The organism is Nesterenkonia maliinae (assembly GCF_051262655.1).
GTDB lineage: Bacteria > Actinomycetota > Actinomycetes > Actinomycetales > Micrococcaceae > Nesterenkonia.
Map to the genome: position 1 here is coordinate 37,838 of NZ_JBIMEY010000009.1, position 25,899 is coordinate 63,736.

Annotated in this window: 16 protein-coding genes; 15 read left to right on the plus strand and 1 reads right to left on the minus strand. The window is 67.4% G+C overall.

The genetic code is table 11. The features are described 5' to 3' along the window. Positions 1–31 precede the first annotated feature (31 nt). Positions 32–1,198, minus strand: a complete 1,167-nt coding sequence (locus ACHAA4_RS13665; RefSeq protein WP_435774724.1) for a Gfo/Idh/MocA family protein — start codon at positions 1,196–1,198, stop codon at positions 32–34. 153 nt (positions 1,199–1,351) lie between these two features. Between ACHAA4_RS13665 and ACHAA4_RS13670 the strand changes: the two genes are divergently transcribed. The 15 genes from ACHAA4_RS13670 to ACHAA4_RS13740 all read left to right on the plus strand — a co-directional run bounded on the left by ACHAA4_RS13670 (position 1,352) and on the right by ACHAA4_RS13740 (position 25,748). Further along, the gene (locus ACHAA4_RS13670) at positions 1,352–2,368 is read left to right on the plus strand and encodes a LacI family DNA-binding transcriptional regulator (protein WP_435774725.1); all 1,017 of its coding nucleotides are present in this window, start codon (positions 1,352–1,354) and stop codon (positions 2,366–2,368) included. A 128-nt stretch (positions 2,369–2,496) separates the two neighbouring features. Continuing rightward, positions 2,497–3,807 carry an ABC transporter substrate-binding protein gene (locus ACHAA4_RS13675; RefSeq protein ID WP_435774726.1) on the plus strand — a complete coding sequence of 437 codons (1,311 nt, stop codon included), beginning with the start codon at positions 2,497–2,499 and terminating at the stop codon, positions 3,805–3,807. Between the two features lie 134 nt (positions 3,808–3,941). After that, positions 3,942–7,598, plus strand: a complete 3,657-nt coding sequence (locus tag ACHAA4_RS13680) for a right-handed parallel beta-helix repeat-containing protein (RefSeq protein ID WP_435774727.1) — start codon at positions 3,942–3,944, stop codon at positions 7,596–7,598. Between the two features lie 69 nt (positions 7,599–7,667). Beyond that, positions 7,668–8,708 carry a LacI family DNA-binding transcriptional regulator gene (locus ACHAA4_RS13685; protein WP_435774728.1) on the plus strand — a complete coding sequence of 347 codons (1,041 nt, stop codon included), beginning with the start codon at positions 7,668–7,670 and terminating at the stop codon, positions 8,706–8,708. Between the two features lie 136 nt (positions 8,709–8,844). Continuing rightward, the gene (araB, locus tag ACHAA4_RS13690; RefSeq protein WP_435774729.1) at positions 8,845–10,524 is read left to right on the plus strand and encodes a ribulokinase; all 1,680 of its coding nucleotides are present in this window, start codon (positions 8,845–8,847) and stop codon (positions 10,522–10,524) included. Continuing rightward, positions 10,521–11,294: an L-ribulose-5-phosphate 4-epimerase gene (locus tag ACHAA4_RS13695; RefSeq protein WP_435774730.1), complete on the plus strand. Its 774-nt coding sequence runs from the start codon at positions 10,521–10,523 to the stop codon at positions 11,292–11,294. The genes araB and ACHAA4_RS13695 overlap by 4 nt, the downstream gene beginning before the upstream one ends. Then, entirely contained in the window at positions 11,291–12,817 is a 1,527-nt protein-coding gene (gene araA / locus ACHAA4_RS13700) for an L-arabinose isomerase (protein WP_435774731.1), read from the plus strand. The genes ACHAA4_RS13695 and araA overlap by 4 nt, the downstream gene beginning before the upstream one ends. Before the next feature lie 80 nt (positions 12,818–12,897). Then, a complete protein-coding gene (gene chvE, locus ACHAA4_RS13705; RefSeq protein ID WP_435774732.1) occupies positions 12,898–14,058 on the plus strand; it encodes a multiple monosaccharide ABC transporter substrate-binding protein in 1,161 nt (386 codons plus the stop codon). A gap of 116 nt (positions 14,059–14,174) precedes the next feature. Next, positions 14,175–15,716: a multiple monosaccharide ABC transporter ATP-binding protein gene (mmsA, locus tag ACHAA4_RS13710; protein ID WP_435774733.1), complete on the plus strand. Its 1,542-nt coding sequence runs from the start codon at positions 14,175–14,177 to the stop codon at positions 15,714–15,716. 3 nt (positions 15,717–15,719) lie between these two features. Continuing rightward, on the plus strand, positions 15,720–16,901 hold the full coding sequence (gene mmsB, locus ACHAA4_RS13715; protein WP_435774734.1) for a multiple monosaccharide ABC transporter permease: 1,182 nt from the start codon (positions 15,720–15,722) through the stop codon (positions 16,899–16,901). Between the two features lie 325 nt (positions 16,902–17,226). Further along, positions 17,227–18,510 (plus strand): ABC transporter substrate-binding protein, encoded by a 1,284-nt coding sequence (locus ACHAA4_RS13720; protein ID WP_435774735.1) that lies wholly within the window; start codon positions 17,227–17,229, stop codon positions 18,508–18,510. A 121-nt stretch (positions 18,511–18,631) separates the two neighbouring features. Further along, on the plus strand, positions 18,632–21,328 hold the full coding sequence (locus ACHAA4_RS13725; RefSeq protein ID WP_435774736.1) for a glycosyl hydrolase: 2,697 nt from the start codon (positions 18,632–18,634) through the stop codon (positions 21,326–21,328). Positions 21,329–21,518: 190 nt separating this feature from the next. Continuing rightward, complete coding sequence (locus ACHAA4_RS13730) at positions 21,519–22,811, plus strand: ABC transporter substrate-binding protein (RefSeq protein WP_435774737.1); 1,293 nt, start codon at positions 21,519–21,521, stop codon at positions 22,809–22,811. A 134-nt stretch (positions 22,812–22,945) separates the two neighbouring features. Continuing rightward, positions 22,946–25,180 (plus strand): SMP-30/gluconolactonase/LRE family protein, encoded by a 2,235-nt coding sequence (locus ACHAA4_RS13735; RefSeq protein ID WP_435774738.1) that lies wholly within the window; start codon positions 22,946–22,948, stop codon positions 25,178–25,180. 64 nt (positions 25,181–25,244) lie between these two features. Further along, a complete protein-coding gene (locus tag ACHAA4_RS13740; protein WP_435774739.1) occupies positions 25,245–25,748 on the plus strand; it encodes a DUF421 domain-containing protein in 504 nt (167 codons plus the stop codon). Positions 25,749–25,899 lie beyond the last annotated feature (151 nt).

Here is a 25,899-nt window from a genome sequence, read left to right on the forward strand (position 1 = left end):
GTGCCGGCGGTGCCGACAGCGCTGGGGGTGCTCATAGCGTGATCTCCGGGATGTCGAGGGTGCGGCGTTCTGCGGCAGACTGCAGTCCGAGCTCGGCCAGCTGGACGCCGCGGGCTGCGGAGAGCAGACCGAAGCGGTGTTCGCGTCCGGCGACGGCGTCCGCCAGGAACTCTTCCCACTGCGCCTTGAAGCCGTTGTCCAGGTCGCCGTTGGCGGGCACCTCGCTCCACTGGTCGCGGAAGGACTCGGTGACCGGCAGATCCGGGTTCCAGACCGGCTTCGGGGTGTGCGCGCGCTGCTGCGCCACGCACTTGTTCAGACCGGCCACCGCGGAGCCGTGGGTGCCGTCGATCTGGAACTCCACCAGCTCGTCGCGGTAGACCCGCACGGCCCAGGAGGAGTTGATCTGGCCGATGACCTGATCACCCTGGGGCGTCTCGAGGTCGAAGATGCCGTAGGCGGCGTCGTCGGCGTCTGCGGTGTAGGCCTCACCCTGCTCGTCCCAACGCTGCGGGATGTGCGTGGCGGTCTTGGAGGTGACGGTCTTGACCTTGCCGATGATGCCCTCGAGCACGTAGTTCCAGTGGCAGTACATGTCGGTGGTCATCGAGCCGCCGTCGGCGAGCCGGTAGTTCCAGGAGGGGCGCTGGGCGGGCTGGTGGTCGCCCTCGAAGACCCAGTAGCCGAACTCCCCGCGCAGCGAGAGGATGCGGCCGAAGAAGCCCTCCTCCACCAGGCGGCGCAGCTTGACCAGGCCCGGGAGGTAGAGCTTGTCGTGGACGACGCCGGCGGTGATGCCCGCGGCCTTGGCCTGGCGCGCCAGATCCACGGCCTCCTCCAGGGTCTCGGCGGTGGGCTTCTCGGTGAAGATGTGCTTGCCGGCGCCGATGGCCTTGGACAGGGTGGCATAGCGCAGCGAGGTCATCGAGGCGTCGAAGACGATGTCCACGGAGGGGTCGTTGATCACGGCGTCGAGGTCGGTGCTGTAGTGCTCGACGTTGTGCTTGGCGGCCAGCTCCTTGACCTTCGCCTCGTTGCGCCCGATCAGGATGGGCTCGACGGTGACCTTGGACCCGTCGGCCAGGGTGATGCCGCCTTGGTCGCGGATGGGCAGGATCGACCGCAGCAGGTGCTGACGGTATCCCATTCGGCCGGTGATGCCGTTCATGGCGATGCGCAGGACGCGGGGCTCAGACATTGTGGGGGACTCCTTGGTCGACAGGCATTGGAATGCGCTTTCCAAGCTAGTATCGTAAGGTGCACTGTGTCAACCGTCACAGTGGCCGATGAGCTCCCCGCACCCCGTGCGGGGGTCTGCGACGGCACCGGAAAAGAATCGAAGGGAAGTGCAATGGCGGTACGCCTGGCAGATGTTGCCGACGCGGCAGGAGTCTCCCAGTCCACGGCTTCCCGTGTGCTCAACGGCTCAGCGCGCAGTCCGAAGCCCGAGATCGCGGCCCGGGTGCGGGACGCGGCCGAGCGCCTCGGTTATTTCCCCAACGCCCAGGCGCAGGCGCTGGCCCGCTCCAGCGCAGGCCTGATGGGGCTGGTGGTCCACGACATCGCTGACCCCTATTTCTCCTCCATCGCCCGCGGAGCCCAGCGCGCCCTGGCCGATTCGGGCATCCAGCTGATGCTCGCCTCCACCGAGCGCGGGGCCGAGGCGGAGGTCGACGCGGTGCGCACCTTCATGTCATATCGGACTGATGCGATTCTTCTTGCGGGCTCCCGAGGCCTCGCCGACGACGCCCTGCTGGACCAGGTGCTGCGGATCTACCGCGCGAACGGCGGCCGCGTGGCGATGATCGGCCAGCCGCTGCCCAATGCCGGGGGAGTCCAGATCGCCAACGAGTCCGGGGCCGCTGATCTTGCCGAGGCGCTCCTGCGGCAGGGTCATCGCCGCTTCGCGGTGCTCTCCGGGGAGCCCACGCTCTCGACCTCCGCGCAGCGCGCCGCCGGGTTCCTGGGCAAGCTCCGCGCCTCCGCCGTCGCCCCAGAGGTGGTGCTGGAAGGCGCATTCACGCGGGATGGCGGGTATCTGATGATGTCTGAGCTCATCGAGTCCGGCGTGCTGCAGGCCGAGTCGCGCCGACCGCTGTGCGTGTTCTGCGTCAACGATGTGATGGCGCTCGGCGCCCTGGCGGCCGTCCGGGCGGCCGGGCTCTCGGTGCCCCAGGACATCGCCCTGGCCGGGTTCGACGACATCCCCACGCTGGCGGATCAGCACCCCACCATCACGACCGTGCGGCTGCCGCTGGAGGAGATCGGACGGATGAGTGCGGAGATGCTGCTCGCCGACGGGGACATGGACCGCCGCCTGGTCGTCGAGGGCACACCGGTGCTGCGCGACTCCACCCGGCTGCGCTGACCCGCGGAATCCAGGCAAGCCTTTTCCTTGTGATCCAGCTCACGTAGCATCGGGCTCAGCTCGCGGACCACGCGAGCAGCTGCGAGGCGTCCGGAGGGGTGGCGCCTGATGAGTGGAGGTGCAGGGTGATGGGGCACAGACCAGCGACGGAGCATCGCAGAATCAAGCTGCGCGGCGGGCTGCCGCGGGCCGTGGCGGGATTGAGCGCCGTCGCTCTCCTGCTCGCCGGATGTGGCTCCGGGGATGCGGACGCTGAGGACGGTGAGGTCACGCTGAGCTTCACCTGGTGGGGCTCGGAGGCCAGGCACCAGAACACTCAGGAGATCATCGACGCCTTCGAGGAAGAGCACCCGGAGATCACCATCGAACCCACCTACCGGGAATGGGACGGCTACTGGGACTCCCTGGCCACACAGACCGCGGGCAACGATGCCCCCGACATCATCCAGATGGACGAGCTCTACCTGCGTGAATACGCCGACCGCGGCGCGCTGTTGGATCTGGCCGAGGTCGACGTCTCCCAGTTCGAAGAGACCGTGGTGGACAGCGGGCGCACCGAGGGCGGGCTCTACGGGGTCACCATCGGGATCAACGCGTTCACCATGCTCGCGAACCCGGACCTCTTTGAGGAGGCCGGCGTGGAGCTGCCCGATGACACCACCTGGACCTGGGACGACTACACCGAGATGTCGCAGGAGCTCAGCGAGAACCTCGATGATGCGTGGGGCTCGGGCAACTTCGACGAGACCGGCGGCTTCCAGACCTGGGTGCGCCAGCGCGGCGGGCACCTCAGCAGCGAGGAGGGCGAGCTCGGCTTCGCCGTGGAGGATGCGCAGAGCTACTTCGAGTTCTTCCTCGAGCTGATGAACTCCGGGGGCACCCCGCCGGCCTCGGCGATGTCGGAGGATCAGGCCGTGAGTCCCGACCAGTCCATGACCACCACCGGCGAGGTTGCGATGCGTCCCTGGTGGTCGAACCAGTCGGTGGCGCTCTCGGAGTCTGCCGGGGTGGACCTTGAGCTGCTGCGCTTCCCCAGCCCCACCGGGGAGCCCGGGGCCGCAGAGCCCTGGTACAAGTCCTCGATGTTCCTCTCCGCCAGCGCGGGCACCGAACATCCGGAACAGGCCCAGGAGTTCATCGACTTCTTCGTGAACTCGGAGGAGGCCGCGCAGATCGATCGGGCCGAACGGGGCATTCCGCCCAACGCCGAGATGCGTGAACTGATCTCCGCCGAGCTCGAGGGCCCGCAGCTGGCCGTGGCCGAGTACATCGACTCCATCGAGGGTGAGCTCGGGGAGTCCGAACCGGTGCCCGCGATGGGCGGCTCCACCTTCCCGGACATCCTCTACCGGTACCACGACGAGGTGCTCTTCGAGCGGATGAGCCCGGCCGACGCAGCCGAGGCGATGTACGCCGAGATGCAGTCCCAGGTGCAGTAGCCGGCGCCCGCGGTGCGCGGGGTGGGGTATCGCCGCATGTCGAAGTAGTCATGCCGAAACAGCTGATCTGCATTGAGTGTGACCTGGCTCATACATAGTGTGACCGGATCACATACATCTCGATGAGGAGATCCATGTCGCACTCACCCACCCCGCGATCCCGTCCGCTGCGCAGACCATTTGCGACCTTCAGCGCCGCCGCACTGCTGATCGCCGGGCTCGCCCCACAGGCCGCGGCATCGAGCGCGCCGGCCGGCACGCTCAATGCCGACGATCTTCCGTTGGGAGACATCCAGGAAGATCTCGTGGCCGGGGACTTCACCATCCGCGCGACGGATTCCTCCCCCGTGACGGTCTCAGAGCACGAGCGCGAATCGGATCAGGGGACCGCCTTCTCGCAGCGCCTGCAGCTCAACGGCGCCGGCGGAGCAGACGGCCGCTCGGTCCAGTTCGAGGCCGAGGCCGGCGAGCAGGTCACCGTCTACGCCCAGTCCGGCGGCGGCGCCGAGGACCGGGCGCTGGGCCTCTACGACGAGTCCTTCAGCGAACTCGACCAGGTTCCGGCCTATCGAGGCGATTCCGGGGAGATTCTCCCCGCCCAGACGTTCGAGATCGAGGCAGACGGCAGCTACTGGATCGCCTCGCCCAGCTCGGGTGTGAACATCTACCAGCTCTCCCTCGGCGACGCCCAGGACGCTCCAGAGCGGCCAGCCTGGGAGGAGGTCTCCGCGCCGGTCATCGAGGAGACGGCGGTCAGCCAGGAGGACCCGGCTCGGATCCAGGTCAGCTACCGCGGCACTGTCGGCCCCGAGGGCGGTGACCGTGCCCGTGCCCAGCTGCTCGACGGCGACGGCGAAGTCATCGACGAACAGCTCAGCGTCACCCCCGGGGAAGGTGGCACGATCGCGCTGACTCCGCCCGCCTCCGGAGACTATGAGGTGGCGGTCCAGATCGAGCGCGAGGACCAGGAGGAGCCGCTGGTCTCAGATCCGGTCCTGCACGAGGAGTTCGTGCTGCCGCTGAGCGCCCCTGAGATCACCTCGGTGCTCACCACGGAGGTGCAGGATCAGAACGCAGCGGCGACCGCCCAATGGAACGCGGTGCCCGAAGCGGAGTCCTACAGCGTGGGCGTGCGGGAATTCGGAGAGCGAGAGTTCACCGCGGCGGTGGACTCCACCGAACAGACCCAGGCGGTGATCAGCGACCTTGAGGTGGGCGGCAGCTATGAGCTGCAGGTCACGGCCGAGCGGGGCGAGCAGACGTCGTCGTCGGAGGCCTTTGACTTCACCGTGGCCGGTGCGGTCCAGCGGTGGGACACTGCCCACGCCGGCGTCGGATCCGGAGGCGAGGTCACTGAACAGGGGGACGGCAGCCTCGAGTTCGACCTGCTCGGAAACAACTCCAAGATCGCCGACTCCGAGGACGGCTTCTGGTACCACTACACCGAGATCGACCCGAGCAGCGAGAACTTCACCCTCAGCGCCAGCTTCACCGTGGACGAGGACGCAGGGAAGGACAACCAGAGCGGCTTCGGCATCATCGCGGTGGACGACTTCATCCCCGGGGACAGCTCGGCGCGCTACTTCAACTCCGCCGGCACCATGGCGGCGAAGTACACCTTCGGCGCCGACGGCGAGGAGGGGGTCCGTTACGGCACTCCCGGTGCGAAGTTCGTCAACGGCTACACCGAAGGCCCCTCGACCTCGAGCGCGGCACGCGACCTCAGCGACTCTCGCGCCTTCGACTGGGACTACAAGGCCGACTACACCGAGGGAAGCAACGCGAACCCGCCGCGCTTCGAGGCGGGCGAGACCTACGAGTTCACGCTGCGCCGCTCGAACACCGGGTTCCACTCCATCTGGGAGCGCGACGGCGAGATCGAAGAGGTCATCCAGTACGACCCCGATGCGCTGCTGGTCCAGGACTCGGAGAGCTTCTCCCTGGGAGTCTTCGCCGCACGGGACATCGCCGTCACCGTCTCGGACCTTGACTTCACCACCATCGCACCCGAGGAGGACGCGCCTGCCGAGGAGGCGCCGGCCCAGTTCGTGACCCCGGAGCTCAGCGCGGACATCACCTCCACGACGCCGAAGGATCGGATCCAGGTGCCCCTGGTGGCGAACCTGCACGGTGAGGCCGCCATCGTGGATGCCCAGGGCGAGGCGGTGACCGACACGGTGCGCCTCGACCCCGGCGTACAGGGCCTGCTGGATCTGCAGGGGCTCAACCCGGGCGAGAATTCCTACACCGCGGTCTTCACCCCGGACGAGGAGCAGCCCCAGTTCACCGAGCGCGAGGAGCTCGAATCCAGCGAGCCGGTGGAGCTGGAGCTGAGCTTCACCGTGGACTCCTACGGCAGTCCCGGAGAGTCCATCTGGGTCTCCCCGGATGGCTCCGCGGAGGGAGAGGGGACCCAGGAGAGCCCGCTCGATGTGCACACCGCGGTGGCCTACGCTGACGCCGGGCAGCAGATCGTGCTCACCGGCGGCACCTACCGTCCCGAGGAAGCGATCGTGATCGAACGTGGACGCGACGGCACCGCCGAGGACCCCATCACCATGCTGGCGGAACCCGGGGCAGAGGTGACGCTGGACCTCTCCGAATCGGTGGGCGGCGGCATCCTCCTGCGCGGTGACCACTGGCATCTCTATGACCTGGAGATCACCGAATCGCGCGGCTATGAGAAGCCGCTGCTGATCCAGGGCCATCACAACACCATCGAAAAGATCGAATCCCACCACAACCAGGACACCGGCGTCCAGATCTCCGGCCTGGCCGAGGAGCCCACCGAGATGTGGCCCTCGAACAACCTGGTGCTCTCCACCGAGTCGCACAACAACGTGGACCCCACGGCCAACGACGCCGACGGCTTCGCCGCGAAGCTGACGGTCGGGGAGGGCAACGAGTTCCGGGACAGCATCGCCCACCACAACATCGACGACGGCTGGGACCTCTACGCGAAGTCCACTGAAGGCCCCATCGGCACTGTGCTCATCGAGGACTCGGTGGCCTATAACAACGGCTGGCTCGAGGAGAGCGGGTTCGACCTGCTCGGTGAGGGCAACGGGTTCAAGCTGGGCGGCGAGTCCATGCCCGGCGATCACCTGTTGAGCAACTCCATCTCTTTCAACAACCTCGCCAGCGGCGTCACCTCGAACTCCGGGCCCGATGTCCGGGTCCAGGACGTCACCGCCGTGGCCAACGGCGCCGTGACCGAGGGTCGGGAGGGGTCGAACATCAACCTCTACACCAACGCCGAGCAGACCGATTATCAGCTCGGCGGCGTGCTCTCCTTCCGCGGCGGCCGTGCCGACGCGATCCAGCTCGACCAGGAGGACACCTCCGCGCTGAGTGATCCCACGAACTACTTCGACGGTCTTCGCGCAGATGACTCTTCGGTGCAGGTCAGTGAGGACTGGTTCAGCTCCATGGACTTTTCGCTGCGACCGAGCATCGCGGAGGACGGGTCGGTCGACATGGACGGGCTGCTGGAGCTCACGAGCGGGGCGCCGGAGGACACCGGTGCTCGGCTGACGGCGAATCCAGACCCCACCCGTATTGAGGTGCTGCCCCCCGTGGGCTCCACAGGCGACGGGGAGGACCAGGAGGAGGAGCAGTCCGGCCCGCCGCGCGGACCTGGCAACAACAACGGCAACGGGAGCGGTCCGGGCCAGGGCAACGGGCCCGGGAACGGCAACGGGCCGGGGAACGGCAACGGGCCGGGGAACGGCAACGGGCCGGGGAACGGCAAGGGCCCGCAGCGGCCTGATCACCCCGTCTTCGGGGGCTGAGGGCCGAGCTGATCTCCCTCGCGCGCGGATGTGGCAGGATCATCTCGGGCGAGGGAGAGGAGCCGCGGGGTGAGCGTGGCCAAGCGCAAAGGTGCGAGGCGGCCGTCGATGGTCGACGTCGCCAAGCATGCCGGTGTATCGCATCAGAGCGTCTCCCGTGTGCTCAACGCTCCCGAGACGGTCCATCCGGACACCCGCGAGCGGATCGAACGCTCCATGGTCACCCTGGGATACCGGCGCAACAGCCAGGCCCGAGCGCTGAAGACCCAGAGCACCGGACTCATCGGGGTGGTCAGCCAGGGCGATACCGACTTCGGACCGACCCGGATGACCTGGGCCATCGAGAATGCCGCTCGACAGCGCGGCTACGCCACCGCGCTCAGCGTGGTCCGCGATCAGGGCGCCGAGACGGTGGACTCCACGCTGGACTTCTTCCTCAGCCACGGCATCGAGGGGATCGTGGTGATCACCCCGGTGCCCGCCCTGGCCGAGGCGGCCAAGCAGCTCTCCACCCGGGTCCCGCTGGTGCTGGTCACCTCCGGGCTCTGGCCCGCCGGGAACATGAACGTGGCGGGTATCGACCAGGAGCTCGGCGCTCGCCGGGCCACCCAGCATCTGATCGACTGTGGCCATCGCTCGATCGCACACATTGCCGGACCCATGGACTGGTTCGACGCCCGTGGACGTGTGGTCGGGTGGCGACAGGCGCTCGCCGTCGCCGATCTCAGCGCTCCGCGGATGATCCGCGCCTCAGGCTGGACCGCAGAGGCCGGGTATGAGGCCGCCCAGCAGCTCTTCAGCTTGCCGGTGCTGCCGGACGCGATCTTCGCCTCCAATGACTTCATCGCGCTGGGACTGATCCGTGCGCTCTCCGAACGCGGACTCTCGGTCCCGGGGGACATCTCGGTGGTCGGGTTCGACGACGTCGACGCCGCGGGGTACTTCTCCCCACCGCTGACCACGGTGCGCCAGCCCTTCGAGGATGCCGGCCGTGCCGCGCTGGAGCTGCTGCTCGACGTGAGCGACGGACTGACCCACGTGCCGAACTTCATCTCCCCGGAACTGGTCGAACGTGGGTCCACCGCCCCCGCAGCGGAAAGAAAAATTTGAAAGGGTCTTGACGCGAAGGTCGATGTTAACGTTAACATTGCTGAGACGTGGATCACGTGACTCACATCACCCCACCACCAGCCCGCGGTCATGACCGGCCCGGAGCCCGATTCGGTTCAAGGAAGAACGGTGTTCAATGCCTGCTGCTGACGCAGTCGTCATCGGTGTCGACTACGGCACGCTCTCGGGACGGGCCCTGGTGGTCCGGGTCAGCGACGGCGCAGAGCTGGGCTCCGCCGTCCACGCCTACGGGCACGCGGTCATGGATGCGACGCTCACCGCTCACCGCGGGGAGCCGCTTCCTCCGGAATGGGCGCTGCAGGTCCCCGGTGACTATGTCGACGTGCTGAAGTCCGCGGTCCCGGCCGCCCTGCGCGAGGCCGGCGTCGCCCCCGAACAGGTCATCGGCATCGCCACCGACTTCACTGCCTGCACCATGGTCCCCACGACGACCCAGGGCACCCCGCTCAGCGAGCTGCCCGAATACGCCGACCGCCCCCACGCCTACGTGAAGCTCTGGAAGCACCACGCCGCGCAGTCGCAGGCCGACCGGATCAATGAGCTGGCCCACTCCCGCGGGGAGTCCTGGATCAACCGCTACGGCGGATTCATCTCCTCCGAATGGGAGTTCGCCAAGGGACTCCAGATCCTCGAGGAGGACCCGCAGATCTACGCGGCCATGGACCACTGGGTCGAGGCCGCTGACTGGATCGTCTGGCAGCTGACCGGTGAGTATGTGCGCAACGCCTGCACGGCCGGTTATAAAGGCATCTACCAGGACGGCAGCTACCCCGACGCGGAGTTCCTCTCCGCCCTGAACCCCGAGTTCTCCGGCTTTGTAACGGAGAAGCTCGACCACCGGATCGGCCAGCTCGGAGAGCGCGCCGGCGGGCTGAGCCCCGAGGCCGCCGCATGGACCGGGCTGCCCGAGGGCATTGCCGTCGCCGTCGGCAACGTGGACGCCCACGTCACCGCCCCCGCCGCCGATGCGGTGGCGCCGGGACAGATGGTCGCCATCATGGGCACCTCGACCTGCCACGTCATGAACGGAGACCGCCTCGCCGAGGTGCCGGGGATGTGCGGCGCCGTCTACGGCGGGATCACCGACGGGCTCTGGGGCTATGAGGCCGGACAGTCCGGGGTCGGCGACATCTTCGCCTGGTACGTGGAGAACCAGGTGCCGGGAAGCGTCAGCGCCGAAGCCGAGAGCCGGGGCCTGAGCGTACACGAGCTGCTCACCGAGAAGGCCGCCGTGCAGCCGGTCGGCGCGCACGGACTGGTGGCCCTGGACTGGCATTCGGGCAACCGTTCGGTGCTGGTGGACCACGAGCTCTCCGGCCTGGTGCTCGGCCAGACCCTTGCCACCAAGCCCGAGGACGGCTACCGAGCCCTCCTGGAGTCCACCGCCTTCGGCACCCGCACCATCATCGAGGCCTTCAACGACTCAGGCGTGCCGGTGACCGAGCTCGTCGTCGCCGGGGGACTGCTGCGCAACGCCTTCCTGATGCAGCTCTACGCCGACATCACCGGGCTGCCCATTTCGACCATCGTCTCCACCCAGGGCCCCGCCCTGGGATCGGCCATCCACGCCGCCGTCGCCGCCGGCGCCTACCCGGACGCCTCCGCCGCCGGTGCCGTCATGGGCGGACGCCGCAAGAACGCCTACACCCCTCAGCCGGAGGCGGCCGCCGCCTATGACGAGCTCTACGCCGAATACCGGGCGCTGCATGACCACTTCGGACGCGGCGGCAACGACGTCATGCGCCGGCTCAAGGCCATCCGGCGTCGGGCACACCACCAGGAGGTCACCGCATGAACGCCCTGCATCTGAACGATTTCTCGCTCACCGCCCGCGAGGCCATCGCTGAGGCCCGAGAGATTGTGGCCGCGCTGCATGCCGAGCTGCCGCGCAATGACCTGGTGGCCTGGACCGCCGGCAACGTCTCGGCCCGGGTGGACCTGCCGAAGGAGGCTGCGCAGGCCGCCGCCGAGGCTGCTGGCCACGTCTCGGGTGATGTGTCGGGACTGTTCGTGATCAAGCCTTCCGGGGTCAGCTACGACGAGCTCGAGCCGGGGAACATGGTGGTCTGCACCCTGGACGGGGTCAAGATCGACGACGACACCTCCATCGGGCTCTCCCCGTCCTCAGACACTGCCGCCCACGCGTATGTCTACCGGCACATGCCTGACGTGGGCGGGGTGGTCCATACCCATTCCTCCTACGCGACCTCCTGGGCGGCCCGGGGTGAGTCGATCCCGTGCGTGCTGACGATGATGGCTGATGAGTTCGGCGGAGACATCCCCATCGGGCCCTTCGCGCTGATCGGGGACGACTCCATCGGCCGCGGGATCGTGGAGACCCTGGAGGCCTCCCGGTCGAGGGCGGTGCTGATGGACCGGCATGGGCCCTTCACCATCGGGGCCGACGCCCGCCAGGCGGTGAAGGCCGCGGTGCTCTGCGAGGAGGTCGCGCGCACCGTGCACTTCGCCCGCGCCTACGGGGATCCGCAGCGGATCGACCAGGACCAGATCGATGCGCTCTACGCCCGCTACCAGAACGTCTATGGACAGAAGGACCACGCATGAGCACTCGTACCCCGGATTCCTCGCCCTTCGAGGGCAAGTCGATCTGGTTCCTCACCGGATCTCAGGGCCTCTACGGGCCCGAGACCCTGGATCAGGTGGCGGAGCAGTCCCAGCAGGTCACCGCCGCCCTCGACGCGGCAGAACAGATCCCGGTTCAGATCGTGTGGAAGCCGGTGCTCACCGAGCGCGACGCGATCCGCACCGCCGCACGCGAGGCCAACGCGGATGAGAACTGCCTCGGGGTGATCGTGTGGATGCACACCTTCTCCCCGGCGAAGATGTGGATCGCCGGACTGGAGGCCCTGGCGAAGCCGCTGCTGCACTTCCACACCCAGGCCAACCAGGCGCTGCCCTGGGCTGATATCGACATGGACTTCATGAACCTGAACCAGGCCGCCCACGGGGACCGGGAGTTCGGCTACATCGCGACCCGCACCGGGGTGGCTCGGAAGACCGTGGTCGGGCACAGCACCGACCCCAGGGTGCAGGACGAGGTGGCGACCTGGGCTCGTGCGGCGGCCGGGTGGAATGCGCTGCAGAACATGCGGGTCTGCCGCTTCGGGGACAACATGCGCAACGTCGCGGTCACCGAGGGAGACAAGACCGAGGCCGAGATTCGACTGGGCACCTCGATCAACACCTGGGCTGTCAACGATCTGGTGGCCCGGGTCGACGCCGTCACCGATGACCAGGTCGATGAGCTGCTGGCCGTCTACGACGCGAACTACGACGTCGCGGTCGAGCTTCAGGCAGGCGGGGCGCGTCGGGAATCCCTGGCCTACGCCGCCCGGCAGGAGGCCGGGATGCGGTCCTTCCTTCAAGAGGGCGGGTTCTCCGCGTTCACCACCAACTTCGAAGACCTCGGCGGCCTGCGCCAGCTCCCCGGCCTGGCCGTCCAGCGACTCATGAGCGCCGGCTACGGGTTCGGCGCCGAAGGGGACTGGAAGACCGCGCTGCTCGTTCGGGCCGCGAAGGTCATGGGTCATGGGCTGCCCGGGGGTGCCTCGTTGATGGAGGACTACACCTACGAGATGACACCGGGGAAGGAGAAGATCCTCGGCGCGCACATGCTCGAGATCTGTCCCTCGCTGACCACCTCCACCCCGCGGATCGAGATCCACCCGCTGGGCATCGGGGACCGGGAGGACCCGGTGCGGATGGTCTTCGACACCGATCCCGGCGAGGGCGTCGTGGTGGCCATGTCTGATCTGCGCGAACGGTTCCGGCTGACCGCGAACCTGGTGGATCTCGTGGCCCCGGACGAGCCGCTGCCGAACCTTCCGGTGGCCCGCGCGGTGTGGGAGCCGCGCCCTGACTTCGCCACGTCCGCGACCTGCTGGCTCACCGCTGGAGCCGCGCATCACACAGTGCTCTCCACCGGCGCGGGGTTGGGGGCTTTCGAGGACCTCGCGGAGATCGCGGGCATGGAGCTGGCGGTCATCGATGCCGACACCACGGCTCGGGGGTTCGCGAAGGAGCTGCGACACAACGCGGCCTACTACAGACTTGCGCAGGGGCTTTAGACCCGGCGCTGGAATATGAACCACTCACTCGCACCACGTGCCTACCGCAGGGGCAGGCACGAAACCCAGGAGGAAACATCATGCAGAACCGATCAATGAAGATGCTGGGCGTCTCGGCCGCCCTGGTTTTGGGCCTCACCGCATGCTCCGGCGGAGGCGCCGGCAGCGACGGCGGCGATGACGCCGGTGGCGGGGACGCCGCACCGGAGGACATGACAGTGGGCGTCGCGATGCCGACCCAGACCTACGAGCGTTGGCTCAACGATGGCGCTTCCGTGGAGGAGGGCCTGGAGGAGCTGGGCTACACGGCTGACCTGCAGTACGCCGACGACGACATCCCCACCCAGCAGCAGCAGATCGACCAGATGATCACCCAGGAGTATGACGCCCTGATCATCGCCTCCATCGACGGCTCGGCGCTGACCAGCCAGCTCGATGCCGCCGCAGCAGCAGACATTCCGGTGATCTCCTATGACCGCCTGCTGACCAACAGCGAGAACGTCGACTTCTACGTCACCTTCGACAACTTCGCCGTGGGCCAGGAGCAGGCCAACGCGCTGCTCTACGGCCTGGGAGTCTTCGACGAGAACTTCGAGGAGGCCGAGGATGCCCCCGAGGAGACGTTGAACGTGGAGCTCTTCGCCGGATCCCTGGATGACAACAACGCCCGCTTCTTCTGGGACGGCGCCATGGATGTGCTCGAGCCCTATATCGAGGACGGGACCCTGGCGGTTCCCTCCGGCCAGACCACGATCGAACAGGCTGCCACCCAGCGCTGGGAGCAGGAGACCGCCCAGGAGCGCATGGAGAACCTGCTCACCAGCGACTACCGCGGTGAGGAGGAGCTCCACGGTGTGCTCTCCCCGGCAGATCCGCTCTCCCGCGGCATCATCAACGCCCTGCGCAGCGCCGGCATGGGCAACGACATCGAAAGCGGCCTGCCCATCGTGACCGGTCAGGATGCCGAGATCGCGTCGGTCTCGCTGATCGCCGACGGCGTGCAGCACTCCACGATCTTCAAGGACACCCGCAACCTCGCCGATGAGGCTGTCAACGCCGCAGACTCCTTCCTCAACGGCGAAGAGCCCGAGGCCAATGACACCGAGAGCTACGACAACGGCTCCGCGGTGATCCCCTCCTACCTGCTGCCGGTGGAGATGATCCTGGAGGAGAACTACGAGGAGATCCTCGTCGACTCCGACTTCTACACCGAGGAGCAGGTCGAGTCCGGCCAGCAGTGATCCGGATCAGCGTCCCTGATCTACCACTGAGCTGAGCACGGCTCACCAGTTTCGCCGGTCGGGCCCGGGGCGGAAGCCCCGGGCCCGACCTTCGGCAGAGGTTCTAAGGAGGGCCCATGAATGAGAACATCCTTGAGATGCGCTCCATCACCAAGAAGTTTCCCGGGGTGGTGGCGCTCCAAGACGTGAACCTGCAGGTGCAACGGGGAGAGATCCACGCGGTCTGCGGCGAGAACGGGGCAGGAAAGTCCACCCTGATGAAGGTGCTCTCCGGCGTGCATCCGGCAGGCACCTACGAGGGCGAGATCCACTTCGAGTCGAAGCAGGTGAGCTTCTCCTCACTCAACGACTCGGAGGACCTGGGCATCGTCATCATCCACCAGGAGCTGGCGCTGGTGCCGCACCTCTCGGTGGCCGAGAACATCTTCCTGGGAAATGAGAAGAGTCGCGCAGGAATCATCAACTGGCACGACGTCAATCTTGAGGCGGCGGCCCTGCTCGAGAAGGTCGGTCTGCGAGAGAACCCGGTGACCCCGGTGGGTCACCTCGGCGTGGGCAAACAGCAGCTCGTCGAGATCGCCAAGGCGCTCAGCAAAGATGTGAAGCTGCTCATCCTCGACGAGCCCACCGCCGCGCTGAACGACGACGACTCCGCCCACCTGCTCGGTCTCATCCGCGATCTGCGCGACGAGGGCGTCACCTGCATCATCATCTCGCACAAACTCGGCGAGATCGCTGCGGTGGCCGACTCGACCACTGTCATCCGCGACGGCAGCACCGTGGAGACGATCAACATGGCGGAAGCCTCCGCCAACGGTGAGGATCTCACCCGACGGATCATCCGCGACATGGTCGGACGGGACATGGAGAACATGTACCCGGGGCGGGACGTGACCCTCGGAGAAGAGGTCTTCCGCATCGAGGACTGGCACGTCAGGCACCCGACCCAGCGGGAACGCAAGGTCGTGGACGGTGCGGCGCTGAACGTACGTGCAGGAGAGGTCGTCGGCATCGCGGGCCTCATGGGAGCGGGACGCACCGAGCTGGCGATGAGCGTGTTCGGGAAGTCCTACGGCCGAGACATCACAGGAACCGTGTATATGCACGGGAAGCCGGTGAAGATCGAGACCGTCTCCGACGCGATCAAGGCGGGGATTGCCTACGTCAGTGAAGATCGGAAGCGCTACGGGCTGAATCTGATCGACGACATCCGTCGCAACGTGAGCTCGGCCGCGCTGAAACGGATCGCCCCCCGCGGCTGGATCAACGAGAACGAAGAGATCGCGGTGGCCGATCGCTACCGCACGTCGATGAACATCAAAGCGCCGACGGTCATGTCGGTCCTGGGCAAGCTCTCAGGAGGCAACCAGCAGAAGGTGGTGCTGAGCAAATGGCTCTATACCGAACCGGAGCTGCTGATCCTCGATGAGCCCACCCGCGGGATCGACGTCGGAGCGAAGTACGAGATCTATTCGATCATCAACAAGTTGGCGGCCTCCGGGAAGGCGATCATCGTGATCTCCTCCGAGCTGCCGGAGGTGCTGGGCATGTGTGACCGCGTCTACACGCTGTCCAGTGGCCGGATCACCGGGCAGCTTCCCGTGGAAGATGCCAACCAGGAGCGCCTCATGGAGCTCATGACTATGGAGAGGGACTGAGGCATGACCGGTACATCTAATCTCATGGAGCTTCTGACGCGGAATCTGCGTCAGAGCGGCATCTACATCGCCTTCGTGCTCATCGTGCTGCTCTTCACGGTCCTCACCGGCGGCACGCTGTTGAGCCCCGGAAACATCACGAACCTGGTGCTGCAGTATTCCTACATCCTGATCCTTGCCATCGGCATGGTGATGATCATCGTGGCGGGCCACATCGACCTTTCCGTGGGCTCGGTGGTGGCACTCACCGGCGGCGTGGCCGCGGTCGTCGTGATCCGTGAGGGCATGCCCTGGTGGGTGGGCATCATCGCAGCGCTCATCACCGGTGTCCTGGTGGGCATCTGGCAGGGCTTCTGGGTGGCGATCGTGGGGATACCCGCGTTCATCGTGACCCTTGCGGGCATGCTGATCTTCCGCGGTCTCGCGATGCAGGTGCTTGACAACGTCTCGCTCTCCCCGTTCCCCGGGGAATACCGACAGATTGCTGGCGGCTTCCTCAACGGGCTTCTCGGTGGGCCCGGGTATGACGTCTTCACGCTGCTGATCTTCGCGCTGGCCTCGGTCGGCTTCGCTGTGCAGCAGTGGCGCGGGCGGATGCGCAAGCTCGAATACAAGCAGCCGGTGGAGGCGCTGTGGCTCTTCGCCATCCGGGTGCTCGCCGTCGTGGCCGTGATCATGGCCTTCGGCTGGCAGCTGGCCAACGCCCGCGGCATGCCGATCGTGCTGATCCTGCTGGCCGCACTGGTGTTGATCTACGGATTCGTCACCCAGCGCACCGTCTTCGGGCGCCACATCTACGCGATGGGCGGCAACCTCGATGCGGCGAAGCTCTCCGGTGTGAAGACCAAGCGGGTGAACTTCATGCTCTTCGTCAACATGGGCGTGCTGGCCGCCATCGCCGGCATCGTCTACTCGGCGCGTTCGAACTCGGCGCAGCCGGCGGCGGGCAACATGTTCGAGCTGGACGCGATCGCTGCGGCGTTCATCGGCGGGGCCGCCGTCACCGGCGGTGTCGGCAAGGTCCAGGGCGCCATCATCGGCGGACTGATCATGGCGGTGATGTCGAACGGCATGCAGATCCTGGGCATCGACCAGTCCACTCAGAACGTCGTGCGCGGCGTGGTGCTGGTGCTCGCAGTGGCCTTCGACGTATGGAGCAAGAAGCGGTCATCGGTGAGCGCCTGACGCCGGCCCATTCGGATCGCGCGGTCCACGGGTGATCCACGCTGAGCGATGAGCACACGCGGCGAGGGCCGCCCCCGGTCACGACGACGGGGGCGGCCCTCCCCATGTGTCGGGGTGCTGCAGGCGAGCGGCCGGTGCGCCTCGCGGTTCGAGGAGCCCGGTCATGCTGGACTGGCATCACGCCATAGCCATAGGGGATTCTTTGAATCGATTTATTGCGTGTGTCACACATCACAAGTAACGTGTCGTCCAGGGATTCCGGTGATTTGCACAATCTCCAATTGAATCGATTCAGCACACTCGCCCATCAAAGATGAGGGATCACATGAGCTTCAAGACATTCAGCAAACTCGCAGCAGCCACCACCATCGGCGCCCTTGCCCTGACCGCATGCGGCGGCGGAGGCCAGGCCGAGGGAACCGAAGAAGATCCCATCGAGCTGCGCTTCGCCTGGTGGGGCTCCGAGGACCGCAACGCCAGCACCCAGGAGATCATCGACGCCTTCGAGGCCGAGAATCCCGGGATCACGGTGGAGGGAAGCTACAACGACTGGACCGGCTACCAGGATCAGCTCGCCACCCAGGTCGCCTCCGGCGACGGCCCCGACATCGTCCAGCTCGACGATGAGTTCATCAGCGAATACGCCGACCGCGGCGCGCTGCTCGAGCTCACCGACGTCGACACCTCCAACATGGATCCCGCCGTGGTCGAGGGAGGTCAGGCCGACGGCACCCAGTACGCGATCCCGACCGGGGTCAACGCGCTGGTGATGCTGGCGAACCCGGAGCTCTTCGACGAGGCCGGCGTGGAGATCCCCGACGACACCACCTGGACCTGGGACGACTACCTCGCGATCAGCGAGACCATCCACGAGGAGACCGGCGCCTACGGCACCAACAAGCCCATCGCGCAGACGATGATGGTGTGGCTGCGCCAGCAGGACAAGTCGATGTTCACCGAGGACGGCGGCATCGGCTTCACCGAGGAGGACGCCGAAGAATACTTCACCCTGCTGGTGGACATGATGGACTCCCACGCACTGGCCAGCGCGTCCGAGCTGGTCGAAGAGGAGTCCGCCACTCTGGAGGACGCGCTGATCGCCACCAACCAGGCCGCCATGGGCATGTCCTGGACCAACCAGCTCCCGGTGATGTCCGAGGCCTCCGGCAACGAGCTGATCCCACTGCGCTTCCCCAGTGAGTCGGGCAACGTCGAGGACAACGGTCTCTGGTTCAAGAACACCATGCTGGTCGCCGCCACCGGCTCCACGGACCACCCGGAGGAGGCCCAGCAGTTCATCGACTTCATGGTCAACTCAGAAGAAGCTGGTCAGGCCAACCTGATGGACCGTGGACTGCCCTCCAACCAGGAGGTGCGCGAGAGCGTCATCGAACAGGTCGACGGCCAGGACCTCGTCGCCGCCGAGTTCGTGGCCGACCTCGACGGTGAGATCACGGACTCCGAGGTCCTGCCTCCCGTGGGCTTCACCGGAATCTCCGATGCACTGACCAACCGCCAGCAGGACGTCTACTTCGAGCGGATGACCCCGGCCGAGGCCGCCGAGTCCTTCGTCACCGAGGTCGAAGAGATCCTCGCCGGCAACGAGTGATCAGCGCCACGACTGATCAGCTGAGCCGCTGACCGAGCTCCATCGTCCGCCGTCGTCCGCTCTGGGATTTCCCGGAGAGGGCGGCGGCGGTCGTGTCGGCGGCTGCCCGCGCACACCAGAAATGGAGACTGAGACCCGCATGATGACCGAGGTTCAACAGCTGCACGCCGGATTCCTGGCGCCAGATCCCGCCGCCCGTCCGATGATGCGGTGGTGGTGGTTCGGCCCCGACGTCGTCCGCGAGGACCTGCTGCGGGACCTTGATGAGATGGACGCCGCGGGCATCGGCGGCGTCGAATGCTCCTTCGTGTATCCGATGGGCTCCGAGAGCGACTCCTTCGGCTCGCCCAGCTTCCTCGAGGACGTGGGCTTCGCCGCGGGCGTAGCCGTGGACCGGGGGCTGCGCTTCGACGTCACGCTGGGGTCCGGCTGGCCCTATGGCGGACCGCATATCGATGAGACCACCGCCTCGCGTCGGCTGCACTGGGAGCGCGAGGAGGTCCTCATGGCTGCTCAGCGGCTCCCGATCCCGCAGACCTGGCCCAGCGACGAGTTCATCGCCGGGTATATCGGGGAGGGCACCCGGTGGGAGCCCCCGACCAGCTGCGTCCAGCTCGAGGTGGAGGACGGCGAGCTGATCATCCCCGCCGGCCACGGACCGCGAGTGATCCTGCTCGCCATCAGCCGGCTCAGCGGCCAGACCCTGAAGCGCGCCTCTAAGGGTGCCGAGGGCTGGGTGCTCGATCATATGAATCCCGCCGCCGCCCAGTCCCACATCGACGCCGTGGCCGAGCCGCTGGTCGCCGCTGCCGGAGTCGACCGGATCACCACCGTGTTCTGCGACAGCCTGGAGGTCTTCAACGCCGACTACAGCGCATCCGTCCCCGCAGAATTCGCCGCCCGCCGAGGCTACGACCCGCTGCCGAAGCTCTGGCAGCTCACGCTGACCGATGGAACAGGCGCCGCGTTCCAGGCCGACTACCACCGCACGCTCACCGAGCTCGTGGAGACCAACTTCATCCAGGTCATCGGCGACTGGGCGCGCGCGAAGGGGCTGAAGTTCCGCATCCAGTGCTACGGGCAGCCCCCGGTCACCATCAGCTCCTACCGGCACGCCGACGCCTTCGAAGGCGAGGGCTGGGGCTGGGACGTGATCACCGCCTGCCGCTGGGCCAGCTCCGCCGGGCAGCTCTACGGCAAAGACGTCATCTCCTCCGAGACCTGGACCTGGAACCATTCCCCCTCCTTCCGCTCCACCCCGCTGGACCTCCTCGGCGAGGCCCACGACCACCTGCTGATGGGGATCAACCAGTTCGTGGGCCACGGCTGGCCCACCTCGCCGCGGCCGGAGCCTGAGGCCCCCGGGGGTGTCGCGGAGCTCGGCCGGGTCTTCTACGCCTCCGCCGCGCTGGATGGGCGCAACGCCTGGTGGGAGGCGGCCCCGGAGCTGTGGAGAACCCTGCACCGGCTCTCCTGGCTGATGCGCCAGGGTCGCCGGCTCTCCCAGGTCGGGATCTACCTCCCCGCCCGGGACATCTCCGCAGGCTTCGCCGCGGCCGGACGGGTGGACCTCTATAAAGAGTGTCGGCTGCACATCGGCGATGCGCTGCCCCACGCCATCCGCACCGCCGGCCTGGACTTCGATCTGTTCGACGACGACGCCGTCGCGCTCCTCGATCCCGCCACCTTCCCCCTGGTGGTGCTGCCCCGGGCCAGCGACGTGCCCGCAGCCACCCGCGCCTGGCTGCGCCGCGTGGAGCAGGCCGGGGGAGTGGTGCTGGACCTCGGCGGCACCGCCGGGCTCGGCACCGTGGTGACCGACCCCGCCGTCGTCCCGGAGCTCCTGCCGAGCTCGGTCGAGGCGCCGGTGCTGATCCACTCCGGCGCGGCGACGGGAGCCGCTCAGCCGGGAAGCACGCCGAGCGATGACAACCAGACGGTGGCCGTGACCACCCGCGCCTATGGCGGGGTCCGGATCCACTTCATCGCCAATACCGGACAGGAGACTGCGGAGGTCGGGCTGCAGCTGCGCGCACGGCTCGATCAGGTGCGAGGGTCCGAGGATGAGTCGGAACAGTTCCTGGAACGCTGGGACCCCACCACCGGCGAGGTCTCCGCGGTCCGCCGTGTCCGGGGCATCGACCGACTCACGCTGCAGGCCTACGAGGCCGCGGTGCTCATCGAACACGGCGACCGCACCCGACTCACGGTCGCCCCCGGCGCCGACGGGCAGACGCTCGACGCCGCAGAGCAGGACGCCGCAGAGCGGACGCTGAGCATCGGTGACTGGCTGGTCCGCTTCGATGATCAGACCCAGTCGCAGGCTATCGAGCTGCCACACCGATGGGAGCAGGATCCGGCGCGACGCCTGTATTCCGGAACGGCCACCTACTCGGCCGAGCTGCAGATCCCTTCCACCGCGCGGCGCGTCACCTTGGACCTCGGGCCGGCGCTTGCCCATGAACTCGAGGACCCGGAGGGGGCCGGGCTCATGGAGGCCTCCTTCAGCGCGAAGGTGCTCCCACCCGTGGGGGCCGTGGCCAAGGTCGTGCTCGACGGCGTCGATCAGGGTTTTCTGTGGAAGACGCCCTACAGCCTGGACCTCACCCACGGTGTCACGCCGGGGCAGAACCACCAGCTCCAGCTGATCGTGTCCAACGTGACCAGTCACCGACTGGCCACCGACACCGGCATCCCACGGCTGGTGGCCGAGTCCCAGGAGAGCTTCGGCGCTCGCTTCGGCATCCAGACCCTGGACCTCGCCCTCGCAGATGTCGCCTCCGGTCTTCTTGGGAAACCTGCCCTGCGCATCACTTGAGCAGAAGTGATACGTGTGCGGTATCACTGCATGTCGAAGCGGTCACGGGGAAGCCCTGATCTGCGTTGACGTGTCTTGCGTCACAGCCATACAGTCAGGGCAACCGCTATCCCAGTGACCTGATTCAGCACGGACCGTCAACGAGGGCTGGCGCCGCATTCGCACCGTTTCACTCAATGAAGAGGACACCATGACGCACTCCTTCCGATACACGAAGCTGGCCGCCGCTACTCTGGTCGGCGCCCTGGCCCTGACCTCCTGCGGCGGAGACGCCGGCGGCGACGACGGGGGCGAGGACGGCGGCGACGTCACCCTGTCCTTCAGCTGGTGGGGCTCCGACGCTCGTCATCAGGCCACGCAGGAGGCCATCGACCTCTTCAACGAGACGCACGAGGGCATCACCGTGGAGGGTCAGTTCGGCGAATGGGGCGGCTACTGGGATTCCCTGGCCACCCAGTCCGCCGGCGGCGACGCCCCCGACATCATCCAGATGGACGACAAGTACCTGCGTGAATACGCCGACCGCGGCAGCCTGCTGGAGCTCTCCGACGTCGACACCTCCGAGTTCGACGAGGGCGCCGTGGACAACGGACGGACTGAGGACGGGCTCTACGGCATCACCACCGGCATCAACTCCTTGGCGATGGTCACCAACCCGGCGATCTTCGAAGAAGCGGGCGTGGAGATGCCCGACGACACCACCTGGACCTGGGAGGACTTCGCCGAGATCACCGCAGAGATCAGCGAGAGCGGCGACGGCGTCTACGGCACGAACAACCCGAACGAGCCAGGCTCCTTCCAGGTCTGGCTGCGCCAGCAGGGAACGAACTTCACCACCGAAGACGGCGGACTCGGATTCGACGAGTCCCAGGCCGCGGAATATTTCCAGTACCACCTCGATCTGGTCAACGGCGGCATGCCCTCACCCTCTGAGCTGGCGGAGAACCAGAGTGCGGGTCCGGACCAGTCCATGATGGGCACCGGCACCGCCGCCATGGCCTCCTGGTGGACCAACCAGCTCGGCGGCCTCGCCGAGGCCTCCGGCGCTGACCTCGAACTGCTGCGCTTCCCGACCGACAGCGGAGACCCCATGGAATCGGGCATGTGGTACAAATCCTCGATGCTGATGTCCGCCTCGGGCGACACCGAGCACCCCGAGGAGGTCAAGACCTTCATCGACTGGTTCGTGAACTCCGAGGAGGCCGCAGACTTCAACGGCTTCGACCGCGGGCTTCCGGCCAACGCCTCCATCCGGGAATACGTCCTGGAGGACGCCGGTGAGGCGGACCAGAAGACCGCGGACTTCATCCTGGACATCGAGTCCGAGGTGGAGGCGCAGTCTGTCGAACCGGTCCCCGCTCTGGGCTTCTCCGCCCTGCAGGAGATCCTCTACCGCTACGAGTCAGAGGTCTTCTTCGAGAACATGACTCCGGAGGAGGCCGCCGAGGCCATGATCCCGGAGATGGAGAGCGCACTGGGCTGATCCGCGAGGAACCAGGGTTCTCGACCGCACCACGCTGAACTGAGGGGATGGCCGCACAGGCCATCCCCTCAGTCGTGTGACTCACATCTCGCGGCATCCGCCCGGAGACCGGGCCGGTCTGAAAGGATGAGCGGGTGAATACACTTCCAACTGGTCAGACATCGGTGATACGCAGCGCATGGGCCCCCGTGGACGAGCGGCGACTCTTCCTGGGCGAGGGCGCCCGCTTCCTGGAGACCGGCGTCAGCCCGGTCCTGGACGCCGAGCAGCCCGGCACCGCCCAGCACCCCTTCGTGCTCGTCGACATCCTGGACGGCACCCTGTACTCCACCACGGCCGAGCCCAGCTCGGGACTGACCCTGCAGGGCAGCCTGGACGCGCCGCTCGGCGCAGTGGCCCCGGTGCGTCAGCACAGCTCAGCTCCCGACGGACGCTGGGTGGCCGCCCTGGGCAAGGGACTGGCCCTGCTGGAACGCTCCGCCACCGGTGAGCTGCAGATCGTGGAGACCCTGGGCGAACCCGCCGCCGACCGCTCCTCGGTGCCGCTGCGGATGAACGACGCCGTGGCCGACCCGCACGGCCGCTTCTGGGCCGGCGCCATGGCCTACGACGGCGACGCCGGACAGGGCTTCCTGCTGCGCCTGGACCCCGATGGGTCCATCCACATCGTGCTCGACGACCTGGCCATCCCCAACGGCCCGGCCTTCAGCGCCGACGGCGCCACCATGTACCTCGCCGACACCCCCACCGGGTGGATCCGCCGCTACCGGGTGGACATCGCCACCGGTGCGCTCGACGCCGGCGAGGATTTCATCCACATCAGCGAGGGCGGCCCCGACGGGATGACCGTCGACGTCGAGGACTGCCTCTGGTCCGCCGTCTGGGGCGCCTCCTGCCTGCACCGCTACTCACCCTCCGGCGAGCTGCTCGAACGCATCGACGTTCCGGTCCGGCAGCCCACGTCCATCGCGCTCAGCGCGGCCCCGCCCTACCGGGTGATGGTCACCTCCGCCACGGAGAACCTCGAGGAGCCCACCGACCACGACGGTCGCGTGATCACCGCCGAGGTCAGCGTCGCGGGACGTCCCGCGGTGAGCTGGCTGCGAAGCCCCGCCCAGGAGTCGCAGGCCAACTGGGCCGGGAACCTCACCTACTCCAGCACCCGGCTGGAACGGCCCCGCTCGATCGACGAGCTGGCCCGACTGGTCGCGGAGTCCGAACAGGTCAAGGCGCTGGGCAGCCGGCACAGCTTCAGCTCCGTGGCCGACACCACCGGCACCCTGATCGAGCTCACTGCCATGCCGCAGGTCTTCACCCTCGATGCCGAGGCCGGCACCGTCACCTTCGACGCGGCCACCCGCTACGGGGATCTCGCCGCGGCGCTGCAGGCCGAAGGCTGGGCACTGCCGAACATGGCCTCGCTGCCGCACATCACCGTGGCCGGGTCGGTGGCCACCGGCACCCACGGCTCCGGAGACCGCAACCCGCCGCTGGCCTCCTCCGTGCGCAGCCTGGACATGGTCCTCGCCGACGGCAGCCTGCGCACCTTCCGCCGCGGCGACGCAGACTTCGACGGCGCAGTGGTCAGCCTCGGCGCCCTCGGGGTGGTCACCACACTGACCCTCGACGTGGTTCCCAGCTTCGAGGTCCGCCAGGACATCTACGACGGCGTCAGCTGGGGCGGCGTGCTGGAGAACTTCGAGGAGCTCACCGGCGCGGCCTACAGCGTCAGCCTCTTCACCCGCTGGGTCGGGGAGGACTTCGGGCTGGTCTGGATGAAGTCCACGCAGGAGCCCCCGGCCGAGGTGCTCGGCGTCACCGCACGGCGCGAGGACATCGGCCTCGCCGGAGGTCCGCCGGAGTTCGCCACCGAGCAGGGTGGCCGGTGGGGCAGCTGGGACCAGCGCCTGCCGCACTTCCGGCTGGACTTCACCCCCAGCAACGGAGATGAGCTGCAGACCGAATACCTGCTCCCCCGGGAGAATGCGGTGGAGGGACTCCGCCGGATGCGCGCCCTCAGCTCCGAGATCGAACCGCTGCTGCTGATCAGCGAGATCCGGACGATGGCGGCCGACGACCAGTGGATGAGCGGCGCCTCCGGTCGAGAGACCGTCGGGTTCCACTTCACCTGGCTGCAGCGCGAGGAGGAGGTCGCCGCGCTGCTGCCGCGCCTCGAGGAGCAGCTGCTCCCGCTCGGAGCCAGGCCACACTGGGGCAAGCGCTTCGCCACCACCGACATCGCGAGCTTCTACCCGCGGGTGGGCGACTTCACCCGGCTGGCGCAGGAACTGGATCCCAAGGGGACGTTCCGCAACGCGTTCCTGAACGACCTGCTCTTCGGCGCGGAGCCGCGGGAGCCGCGCAACTAGGACATCACCGAGGCCGAGGCCCCACCCAACCGGGGCGCCGCCGGCGCCGGAGAGCGAGACACACATGTGGTTCGATACATGGTCAGATCTGGGCCGGGTGCTGCTGATCGGCATGGCCGCCTACGCCGTGCTGATCCTGGTGATCCGACTCTCCGGGAAGCGGACGCTGAGTCAGCTCAATGCCTTCGACTTCATCGTCACCGTGGCGCTGGGCTCCGTGTTGGCGACCATTCTGCTCAGCAGTGACGTGTCCTTGTCTGAGGGTGCGCTGGCGCTGGTCCTGCTCGCGGGACTGCAGTTCATCCTCGCCTGGATCTCTGCGCGGGCGCCGAGGTTCCGGACCCTCATCACGGCACGGCCTGCCGTGGTGTTCTGGCAGGGAGAGATGCAGCAGGAGCAGCTGCGTCGCAACCGGCTCTCGGCCTCCGAGGTGCACCAGGCCATCCGCAGCAGCGGCTCCGGGGACCTGAGCAGCATCGGCGCCGTCGTGCTGGAGACCAACGGCACGCTCAGCGTGATCTCCGCGCAGAGCCTGGGCGACGGCTCCGCCCTGCGCGACATCGGCTGAGCTGGACCGGCTGGACTGGACCGACGGCCGGGACCGGGGGACTGGTCTGGAGGGACGGCACTGGCGGGAGCGCCGACACCGCCACGCCAAACCGGAATTAGTTGCGCGGTGATGTGTTTTGCGACACAAGGCGTAAGGTTGACGCGGATCA

Excerpts from the sequence above, each read along its gene's own strand:
- araA (WP_435774731.1), top strand. The coding sequence starts at position 11,291 with ATGAGCACTCGTACCCCGGATTCCTCGCCCTTCGAGGGCAAGTCGATC.
- mmsA (WP_435774733.1), top strand. The coding sequence starts at position 14,175 with ATGAATGAGAACATCCTTGAGATGCGCTCCATCACCAAGAAGTTTCCC.
- ACHAA4_RS13720 (WP_435774735.1), top strand. The coding sequence starts at position 17,227 with ATGAGCTTCAAGACATTCAGCAAACTCGCAGCAGCCACCACCATCGGC.
- mmsB (WP_435774734.1), top strand. The coding sequence starts at position 15,720 with ATGACCGGTACATCTAATCTCATGGAGCTTCTGACGCGGAATCTGCGT.
- ACHAA4_RS13665 (WP_435774724.1), bottom strand. The coding sequence starts at position 1,198 with ATGTCTGAGCCCCGCGTCCTGCGCATCGCCATGAACGGCATCACCGGC.
- chvE (WP_435774732.1), top strand. The coding sequence starts at position 12,898 with ATGCAGAACCGATCAATGAAGATGCTGGGCGTCTCGGCCGCCCTGGTT.
- ACHAA4_RS13730 (WP_435774737.1), top strand. The coding sequence starts at position 21,519 with ATGACGCACTCCTTCCGATACACGAAGCTGGCCGCCGCTACTCTGGTC.
- ACHAA4_RS13670 (WP_435774725.1), top strand. The coding sequence starts at position 1,352 with ATGGCGGTACGCCTGGCAGATGTTGCCGACGCGGCAGGAGTCTCCCAG.
- ACHAA4_RS13695 (WP_435774730.1), top strand. The coding sequence starts at position 10,521 with ATGAACGCCCTGCATCTGAACGATTTCTCGCTCACCGCCCGCGAGGCC.
- ACHAA4_RS13725 (WP_435774736.1), top strand. The coding sequence starts at position 18,632 with ATGGAGACTGAGACCCGCATGATGACCGAGGTTCAACAGCTGCACGCC.
- ACHAA4_RS13675 (WP_435774726.1), top strand. The coding sequence starts at position 2,497 with ATGGGGCACAGACCAGCGACGGAGCATCGCAGAATCAAGCTGCGCGGC.
- ACHAA4_RS13680 (WP_435774727.1), top strand. The coding sequence starts at position 3,942 with ATGTCGCACTCACCCACCCCGCGATCCCGTCCGCTGCGCAGACCATTT.
- ACHAA4_RS13740 (WP_435774739.1), top strand. The coding sequence starts at position 25,245 with ATGTGGTTCGATACATGGTCAGATCTGGGCCGGGTGCTGCTGATCGGC.
- araB (WP_435774729.1), top strand. The coding sequence starts at position 8,845 with ATGCCTGCTGCTGACGCAGTCGTCATCGGTGTCGACTACGGCACGCTC.